Here is an 8,576-nt window from a genome sequence, read left to right on the forward strand (position 1 = left end):
GCTGTGCTTTTGCTTTTGATCTTAGGCACCCCGTCAACCACGATGGCCGGAGTGCGGGCATGCCGAGCCTAAGCGAGGCACCGAGTGGCGGGGCAAAGACCTTTTGGTTACTTTTGGCTGGGCCGGCATTCCGGGCGTTTGCCAAAAGTGACCCGCTGTAAGAGCGGAACCATAAGTCGCCGTTACCTAAATAGCGGATATGCCCCCAAGCAACCGCTCAGCGCCCCCTAGCGAACAATCTTGTCCACCTGAATCCCCAGCTTCTTCAACCGATACCAAAAACTGCGCTCGGAAATCCCGATCTTCTGCGCCGCCGCAGCCTGCACCCCGTTGCTCTCCTGCAACGCAGCCATGATGTAAGCCTTCTCCACCTCAGCCAGCGCCGCATCCAGATCCTGCGGCACACCCGGCCCGTTGCTGAGTATCGCGCCCACCCCATCCTCAGCCGGCGTCGAAGCAAACAGATACGCCGGCAAATCAATGTCCTCGATCACCGGCGTCGCCGCAACGATGGTCGCCCGCTCCACACAGTTCTGCAGCTCACGAATATTGCCCGGCCAGGAATACGCCGCCATGGCCTGCAACGCCTCGGGGCTGAAACCGGTGATGCGTTTGCCCGCCGTGGCACTCAAGGTCTGGGCAAAGTGCCGGGCCAGCGGCGCGATATCTTCCACCCGCTCACGCAAGGCCGGCAGCGGAATCGGAAATACGTTCAAGCGGTAGTAAAGGTCTTCACGAAACTCTTTGTTCGCCACCGCATCCAGCAAATTCTTGTTGGTGGCAGCGATCACTCGCACATCCACCTTGCGCTCGCGCGGGTCACCCACCGGCTCGATCACCCGCTCCTGCAAGGCCCGCAGGATTTTCGCCTGCAACGCCAACGGCATGTCACCCACTTCATCGAGAAACAACGTGCCCTTGTCGGCCTGCATGAAGCGCCCGACCCGATCCGCCACTGCGCCAGTGAAGGCGCCCTTGCGGTGGCCGAACATCTCGCTTTCCAGCAAGCCTTCGGGGATTGCCGCGCAGTTGACCGCCACAAACGGCTTGTCGGCGCGGTTGCCGTGTTTGTGGATGGCACGGGCGACCATCTCCTTGCCGGTGCCGCTTTCGCCCGTCAGCAGCACCGTAGCGTTGCTGTCGCGCACCGAGTCCACGGCGTGCAGCACGCGGCGGAACGCCGGGCTGTCGCCCACCAGGCTGTCGAACTGCGCATGTTCATCCAACTCGGCACGCATGCGCGCGTTGTCGCGCATGATGTCGCGAAACTGCAGGGCCTTCGCCACCGTGATGTCCAGCTCGTCGATATCGAAGGGCTTGGCGATATAGTCGTAGGCGCCGTTGCGCATCGACTGCACCGCGTTCTTCACGGTGCTGTAGGCGGTCATCACGATCACCGGCAGTTGCGGGTAGCGCACCTTGATTTCCGCCAGCAGCGCCGGCCCGTCCATGCCGGGCATGCGCCAGTCGCTGATCACCAGGTCGATGTCTTCCTGCTCCAGCACCTTGAGCGCGTGCAGGCCGTTGCCGGCGGTAAACACCTGGATCCCGCTCTGGCTCAAGGCCGACGAAAGCAAGTCACAGAGCTTGGGTTCGTCGTCAACTACCAATACGTTATGCGTCATCACCATCCTCATCATCGCCGTCGTCTGCACCCTGGGCCGGAATGTACAGGCTGAAGGTGGCGCCGGCATCTGTCTCGCTGACACATTCGATGCTGCCGTCATGACTTTCCATGATCGAGAACACTTTGGCCAGACCCAAGCCCGTGCCCGAGGCCTTGGTGGTGACGAATGGTGTGAAGATCCGCTCGATCATGTCCGGCGCAATGCCCTCGCCGGTATCGCCGATGCTGATCACCGTGTTGCCGCCCACGCTGTGGATGCCCAGGGTCAGGCGCCCGCCTCCGGGCATGGCGTCGATGGCGTTGAGAATCAGGTTCAGGCACGCCTGCTTGAGCTGCTTGGCATCGGCATAAATCGTCGCGCCGGGAGCCGCATCATCAATTTGCGCGTCGATGTTATGGGTCGCAAGCTCAGGCCCGCAGAAGCCGAGGATCTCCTCCACCACCGGGCGTGCCGCCTGCACGGTGCGCAGCGGTGCACTGGGTTTGGCGAAGTCGAGGAATTCGGTGATCAGGTCGTTGATCCGGCTGACTTCGCTGATCACATATTCGAGGTGACGCTTGTCGGTTTCCGGCAAATCGGCGCGGCGATGCAGCAATTGGGTGGCCGTCTTGATAATGCCCAGCGGGTTGCGGATTTCGTGGGCCAGGCCCATCGCGACTTCGCCCAGTGCATGCAGGCGGTCGCGGCGGCGCAGTTGCGCTTCCAGGTGATGCAACTCACCGAGGCGCTCGGTCATGTGGTTGAAGGTGCTGCTCAGTTGCGCCAGCTCGTCGCCGCCGCTGACCGCCACACGGTGCTGATAGTTACCCGAGATCACCGCGCTGACGCCTTCGGACAGATCCCGCAATGGCCGGGTCAGGCGCTGGGACACCAGCATGCCCGCACCAAGGGACAACGCCGAGCTGAGCAGGAAGATCAACACGAACAGATTGCTCTGGTTCACCAGGCCCACCAGGCTGGTATGGCGCAGCAAGCCACTGAAGATCACCCCTTGCAGCTCGCCGGCATCGTTGAAGATCGGCCAGTACAAACCGCTGTAGTTGTTGGTGAACTGTTCGCTGGGCTGCTTGGTGCTGCGCAGCGCAGATTCGATACTCGAAGGAATCCGCGCGGGGTGATCGACAAAGCGCTGGGTGGAGAAAATCTCCGAAAACCCGCTGGGGTTGGCCAGGTACAAGCGCAGGTCGAGGGAATGCACATCGGCCACGCTGGTCAGGAAACTGCTGTCCAGATAAGTGGCCACCAGCAGTTGATAATCGACGCCGTCCTCGCTGGTCTCGAAGGTGGACACCACAACCCCGGTGGTCACGCCACCCACTTCGACCGTCTGCAACACCGCATTACTGGCCAGGTTGATTTGCTTGACGATGTCGTCGGCGGCGGTGGTAAACACGATTTTGTGGTCACTGCTGCGGATCAGCGCGACCACGTCGATGTCGGTGGCGGCGGCAATATCAGCGGTCAGCTTGTCGTGTTTCTCGGCCTGGCGTGACGACGGCGGCTTGGTATAGCGCAGGAACAGTTGGGCGACCCGGGCGTTGTCGTGGAGGATGTCGCCGATCTCGTCCTTGACGATCTTGGTCGACTCCTGCAGCCAGATACGCACGTTACTGTCGAAGATCTGCGACAGCGTCGTCGCGGCCAGCTCCGCCGCGATCATCGTCGGGATCACCGTCACCAGCCAGAACGCCAACACCAGCTTGCGCTGGACGCTCCAACGCGAAATGGCAAAGGGGCGGGCTTTTTGGCGGGTCTTGTTGATCATCAGGTTTCGCTTATCGCAGCAGCCATGGCAGGGTCGGATCGATCCGGTCGGAGAAACACTTTTGCAACGAACAGCGCACGGTTGACCAGCCAGTTACGGTGGCGGAAAAACATGCTGTTGCCCTGGAACTCGCAGCCCAGCAGCAACTTGCTGGCATAGCCGGCCTGACCACATTCATATAACGCAATATCGTTGCGAATACAGTAGTCGATGTTGGTTAACCAACTGCGCACCGCCAGGCTGTATTCGCGACTGTAGTCACTGTCTTCGCCGAAAAACTTGTCAATCAGGCGATCCTGGTTCAGCAGGATCAGGTTGAACGCCACCAGTTGCTCGTCCACCCAATAAAGCACACAGACCGCACGTTCCTGCAGCTGTTCAAGGATACCGGTGAAATAGCCTGCCGGCAGTCGCTCGAACTGCAGGTCGGAGCGTTCCAGGGTGGCCTCATACAGCGCCATGATGCGCGGCAGTACGTCGTCGATGTTGCGTCGCCACTCGACACGCGGCCCCGGCGCACGCAGTTTGCGGCGCAGGTCCTTGCGGGTGGCTTTGTCCAGGGAACCGAGGTAGGCGTCCACTGAACCAAAAGGGATCGGCAACAAGGCCGTTGGCAGGCTGGGCATGCTCTGGAAACCCGCGCCAAGGCAGCTGTTTGACCAGCCTTCGTCCCTGGTCGGTGCATCCTTGACCGCCACCAGCCCGACGCCGAACGCATCGGCATCCCGGCGTGCGGCGGCGAGTAACTGCGCAAGCAACGCCTCGCGCCCGGATTCGGCAACATGACTGGCGACACCCGCATTGCACTGTTCCGCCACCGGCGAGCCGATGGCATACAGGCCCAGCTTCAAAACACCCGGCCACAGTCGCTCCAGGCGCTCGGTAAAGCGCTTACCTACGCCTGACATGGTGGTGTCGAGGCGATAACGCGTAATGAACGCCGGCGCGACCGCTACCAGCGTTGCCTCGTCAAACACCGCGAGGTAGCGCCACTGGAAATCATCAATAGCGGCGTTTTCCACGGCCACGTAATAGTCCCAATCCTCCAGGGCATCGGGAAAACAGTCGTTCCAGGCACTGCGTTCGATGGCCCGAATGGTCGAAAAGGCTTGGGCGGTGATCACGTCAAATCCTTAGGGTTCAAGCCAGCTGTCGATAATCTTCAGGTGCCTCTGTGGCGTGTGCGTACTGCCCGACAAACTCGGCACTCAACTCGATCACCCGACGGTATTGCAGGTCGACGGTGATCATGTGGTAGCAGTTGTCCAGCAGGATCTTGGTCACGGGGCCGCCGAGATGGCGTTCCACGTAATCGGCGTTCCAGCGGCTGGTGATGTCATCCTCGATGGAATGCAGCACCAGGGCCGGGGTCTTGATCGATGGCATGAGCTTCTTCACCACGGCATTCATCCAGTGCAACTCGCGCACCGTGACGCCCTCCATGGTCAAGAGACCCGCCTCGCTGCTCTCCCCTTCCTTCATCTGCCGCTCGACGATCGCCCGCAGGCGCTCGTTCTTGATGCCGTAGGGCGGCTTTTCAGTAAAGCGGAACAGGCGCACACCGAAGGGAATACGGATCAGCAAGGGCGTGATGAACGCCATCTTGTTGATGCTCCAGCCGTCGTACTTCAACGTCGTGGAGTACATCAGCAAGCCGGCAACCTGGCCGGGGAACTGCGACGCCACGTACATCGACATCACCGCGCCCATCGACAAGCCGCCGACGAATACCTGCTCGTGGCGCTGTTTCACCGCGACGAACGTCTTGCGCACGCCTTCGTACCAGTCCTGCCAGCCGGTGGCTTGCAGGTCGCTGTTGTCCCCGCAGTGGCCGGCCAGGGTCGGCACGTACACCGTGCAGTTACCGACCTTGGCCAACCCCTGGGCCACCCGACGGAGTTCCGTCGGGGTGCCCGTCAGGCCGTGGATCAACAAGATCCCGATCGGACCGCTACCGAGAACGAAGCCGGCATCACCTTCACCGAGGTCGATCTCGTGGCTGCTCACCGTTTGGTCGCTCGCACAAGCAGTTGCTCGAGCAGCTTCAGGCCCAGGTCGATTTCCGGGTAGCTGATTTCCAGCGACGGTGCCAGGGTGATCACGTTCTTGTAGTAGCCGCCCACGTCGAGGATCAGGCCGAGTTTCTGACCGTCAACCACCATGTCGCCCTTCATGCCTTCCTCGACCATGTAGTCCAGGGTCGCCTTGTCCGGAGTGAAGCCGTCCGGGCCGCAGATTTCGCAGCGCAGTGCCAGGCCCAGGCCGTCGACGTCGCCGATGATCGGGAAGCGCTTTTGCAGCTCTTGCAGGCCGGCCAGGAAGTATTTGCCCTTGGCCATGACCATTGCGCCGTAGTCGACTTCGCTGGTCATCTTGAACATTTCCAGGCCTACCGCGGTGCCCAACGGGTTGGACGCGAAGGTGGAGTGAGTGGAGCCTGGCGGGAAGATCTTAGGGTTGATCAACTCTTCCTTGGCCCAGATGCCGCCCAGCGGGTTCAGGCCGTTGGTCAATGCCTTGCCGAAGACGATCACGTCCGGCTTGACGTCGAAGTGTTCGATCGACCACAGCTTGCCGGTACGCCAGAAGCCCATCTGGATTTCGTCGACGACCATCAGGATGCCGTGCTGGTCGAGGACCTGCTTGAGCTCGCTGTAGAAGTTCATCGGCGGGATCACGTAGCCGCCGGTGCCCTGGATCGGCTCGACGTAGAAGGCGGCGTATTCGCTCTGGCCGACTTTCGGGTCCCACACACCGTTGTATTCGGTTTCGAACAGACGGGCGAACTGCTGCACGCAGTGGCTGCCGTATTCTTCCTTGGTCATGCCTTTAGGGCCGCGGAAGTGGTACGGGAACGGGATGAAGTTGGCGCGCTCGCCGAAGTGGCCATAGCGACGACGGTAGCGGTAGCTCGAAGTGATCGACGAAGCGCCAAGGGTACGGCCGTGGTAGCCGCCTTCGAAGGCGAACATCAGGCTCTTGCCGTTAGTGGCGTTACGCACCACTTTCAGGGAGTCTTCGATGGACTGCGAACCGCCCACGTTGAAGTGCACACGACCGTCGAGGCCGAATTTTTTCTTGGCGTCGACTGCGATCATTTCCGACAGCTCGATCTTGCCTTTGTGCAGGTACTGGCTGGCGATTTGCGGGAGGGTGTCGATCTGCTGTTTCAGCGCGTTGTTCAGGCGCGGGTTGGCGTAACCGAAGTTAACGGCCGAGTACCACATTTGCAGGTCGAGGTAAGCCTGGTCTTCGGTGTCCCACACGTAGGAGCCTTCGCAGCGGCTGAAAATACGCGGAGGGTCGATGTAGTGAACGGTGTCGCCGTAGGAGCAGTACTTGGCTTCTTTATCCAGAAGAACCTGGTCTTCTGCGGTAGCGATGCGGATATCAGACATGGTGGAAGAGTTCCTGATTGTCGGAAGAGGTGCTGAAGGAGGTGGCGTTGGCGGCGATGCCCTGAGGCAGCTTGGCCAGCAATGCCGGCAGTTCGGCGAAGGTGTCGAACCGCGCGTAAGGGATGTTGTTGGTTTCGCAGTAGTCGGCCAGGCTGGCCTTGGCGAAGACGAAGTCGGCGGTGGAGGCCACGCACATGTCGGACTTGCCGTCGCCGATCACCAGCACGCGCTTGTTGCGCGGCGTGGACTTGCACTTGCAGTTGCCGGAGGCGGCACGGCAGGCGTCGCTGGCATACGGGAAGTCGATGCGCCAGCTGTTCTGGTCGACCTGGCGCAGGCGGTTGGCGAGGATCGGCAGCAAGGTCACGTAGTTGCGCGACAGAATCCGCGCGATGCCTTGTTCGATGCCATCGCTGACCACTTCAATGGAAGCGCCCAGGCCCATGACGTGATCGACGAAGTCCGGGAAGTCCGGGTCGATCTCGACGCTGTCGAAATACGCCAGCAACTCGGCCGGGGTCGCCTTGATCAGCGCCAGTTGACGGCTCAGGCATTCGCGCGAACCGATGTGCCCATCCAGCCATTCCTGCTCGATGGTTTCCCACTCGGGGCCGGCGAAGCGTTGGAGGACGTTGTCGATGACGTCGGTAGGAGTGATAGTCCCGTCGAAGTCACACACGATATGCCAGTGGATCATCTGCATTTACCTATGAAGTAGGAGCGCGCTGTTGCGCTTGCAGAGTGCTAGAGCATGGACTGTGCCAAGTGCTCGCACCCCCTGTTTTCAAAGGGTTTGGCGGGTATTTGCATTTGGTTGTGTCGGAACTGGCTACAATTTTTGTAGCTTGCTACAACCTAGATGAGTGCTTGCCTAAGGTCGGGTGTTTGCGCGTTCATGCGCGCATGTTCACAAAAGGAAATGGCTCCATGTTCAGGGTTACTTTTGCTGTATTCACCGGTTTGCTGGGGCTGTGGGGCGTTTGCGGCGCTGCGCTGGCAGACGGAATTACCGGTGAAGCCGGCGCAGGCGTCAGCTATCAGCCCCACGATCCGACGGGCAGCCGCTACGAAACGCGGCCGATCCCGTATTTCGATCTGGATTGGGGGAGTGTCAGCCTGGGTACCGACGATGGGCTGACCTGGAGTGCGCTCAATACCAACGGTTTTACCGCGGGGCCCTATATCAATTACCTGCCGGGGCGCACGGCCAATGGCTCGTTGCGTGGGTTACGCGATGTTTCGGATATGGCCGAGGTTGGAGGCTTTATTCAGTACGCTCCGGCTGATTTCTGGCGGGTGTATGCACAGGTGGGTCAGGCCGTGGGCGGGGCGCGTGATCAAAGCGGGGTTGTGGGGAAGCTCGGCGGCGAGTTGGGTTATCCGTTGGGGAGCGGCATTATCGGCAGCACCGGCTTGATGGCGCACTTTGCCGATGCCCGCCAGGCGCAGACGTTTTTCGGGGTGGATGCCAATGAGGCTGCGGCCTCCGGGTTTCGGCCGTATAACGCCAGTGCCGGGTTTCAGAACCTGACGTTGACGCAGAGTTTTGAGTTTCCTTTGGATGCGAAGTGGTCGCTGTTGACCAGTGCCAGTTGGATACACCTGGTGGGGTCAGCGGCCAATAGCAGCATCGTCAAGGAGACCGGGGATGTGAATCAGGGGCAGGTGCAGACGGCCATCAGCTATAAGTTTGATTGAGCTGGGGGGGGGGCATATCCGTTGCTGCGGTCAGGGCCGCTATTGGTTCCGCTCTTACAGCGGCTCACTTTTGAAAAGCGCAAAAGT

At 60.6% G+C, this 8,576-nt stretch carries 7 protein-coding genes; 1 reads left to right on the forward strand and 6 read right to left on the reverse strand.

Annotated elements, in window-relative coordinates; genetic code table 11:
* Positions 1 to 227: 227 nt before the first annotated feature.
* Genes HX814_RS30250 through HX814_RS30275 form a run of 6 tightly spaced genes read right to left on the reverse strand, consistent with a single transcriptional unit; the run spans position 228 to position 7,488 of the window.
* The gene (locus HX814_RS30250; RefSeq protein WP_003216481.1) at positions 228 to 1,625 is read right to left on the reverse strand and encodes a sigma-54 dependent transcriptional regulator; all 1,398 of its coding nucleotides are present in this window, start codon (positions 1,623 to 1,625) and stop codon (positions 228 to 230) included.
* Complete coding sequence (locus tag HX814_RS30255) at positions 1,615 to 3,393, reverse strand: HAMP domain-containing sensor histidine kinase (RefSeq protein ID WP_102369840.1); 1,779 nt, start codon at positions 3,391 to 3,393, stop codon at positions 1,615 to 1,617. The genes HX814_RS30250 and HX814_RS30255 overlap by 11 nt, the downstream gene beginning before the upstream one ends.
* The gene (locus HX814_RS30260; protein WP_177010132.1) at positions 3,393 to 4,517 is read right to left on the reverse strand and encodes a GNAT family N-acetyltransferase; all 1,125 of its coding nucleotides are present in this window, start codon (positions 4,515 to 4,517) and stop codon (positions 3,393 to 3,395) included. Before HX814_RS30260 ends, HX814_RS30255 begins: the two co-directional genes overlap by 1 nt.
* A gap of 16 nt (positions 4,518 to 4,533) precedes the next feature.
* A complete protein-coding gene (locus tag HX814_RS30265; protein ID WP_177010133.1) occupies positions 4,534 to 5,400 on the reverse strand; it encodes an alpha/beta fold hydrolase in 867 nt (288 codons plus the stop codon).
* Positions 5,397 to 6,791 carry an aspartate aminotransferase family protein gene (locus HX814_RS30270; protein ID WP_003216473.1) on the reverse strand — a complete coding sequence of 465 codons (1,395 nt, stop codon included), beginning with the start codon at positions 6,789 to 6,791 and terminating at the stop codon, positions 5,397 to 5,399. Before HX814_RS30270 ends, HX814_RS30265 begins: the two co-directional genes overlap by 4 nt.
* Entirely contained in the window at positions 6,784 to 7,488 is a 705-nt protein-coding gene (locus HX814_RS30275) for an MtnX-like HAD-IB family phosphatase (protein ID WP_008435530.1), read from the reverse strand. The genes HX814_RS30270 and HX814_RS30275 overlap by 8 nt, the downstream gene beginning before the upstream one ends.
* Positions 7,489 to 7,718: 230 nt before the next feature.
* Here HX814_RS30275 and HX814_RS30280 point away from each other — a divergent pair, with 230 nt between their 5' ends.
* On the forward strand, positions 7,719 to 8,489 hold the full coding sequence (locus tag HX814_RS30280) for a MipA/OmpV family protein (protein ID WP_177010134.1): 771 nt from the start codon (positions 7,719 to 7,721) through the stop codon (positions 8,487 to 8,489).
* Positions 8,490 to 8,576 lie beyond the last annotated feature (87 nt).

The organism is Pseudomonas sp. C8002 (assembly GCF_013385765.1).
GTDB lineage: Bacteria > Pseudomonadota > Gammaproteobacteria > Pseudomonadales > Pseudomonadaceae > Aquipseudomonas.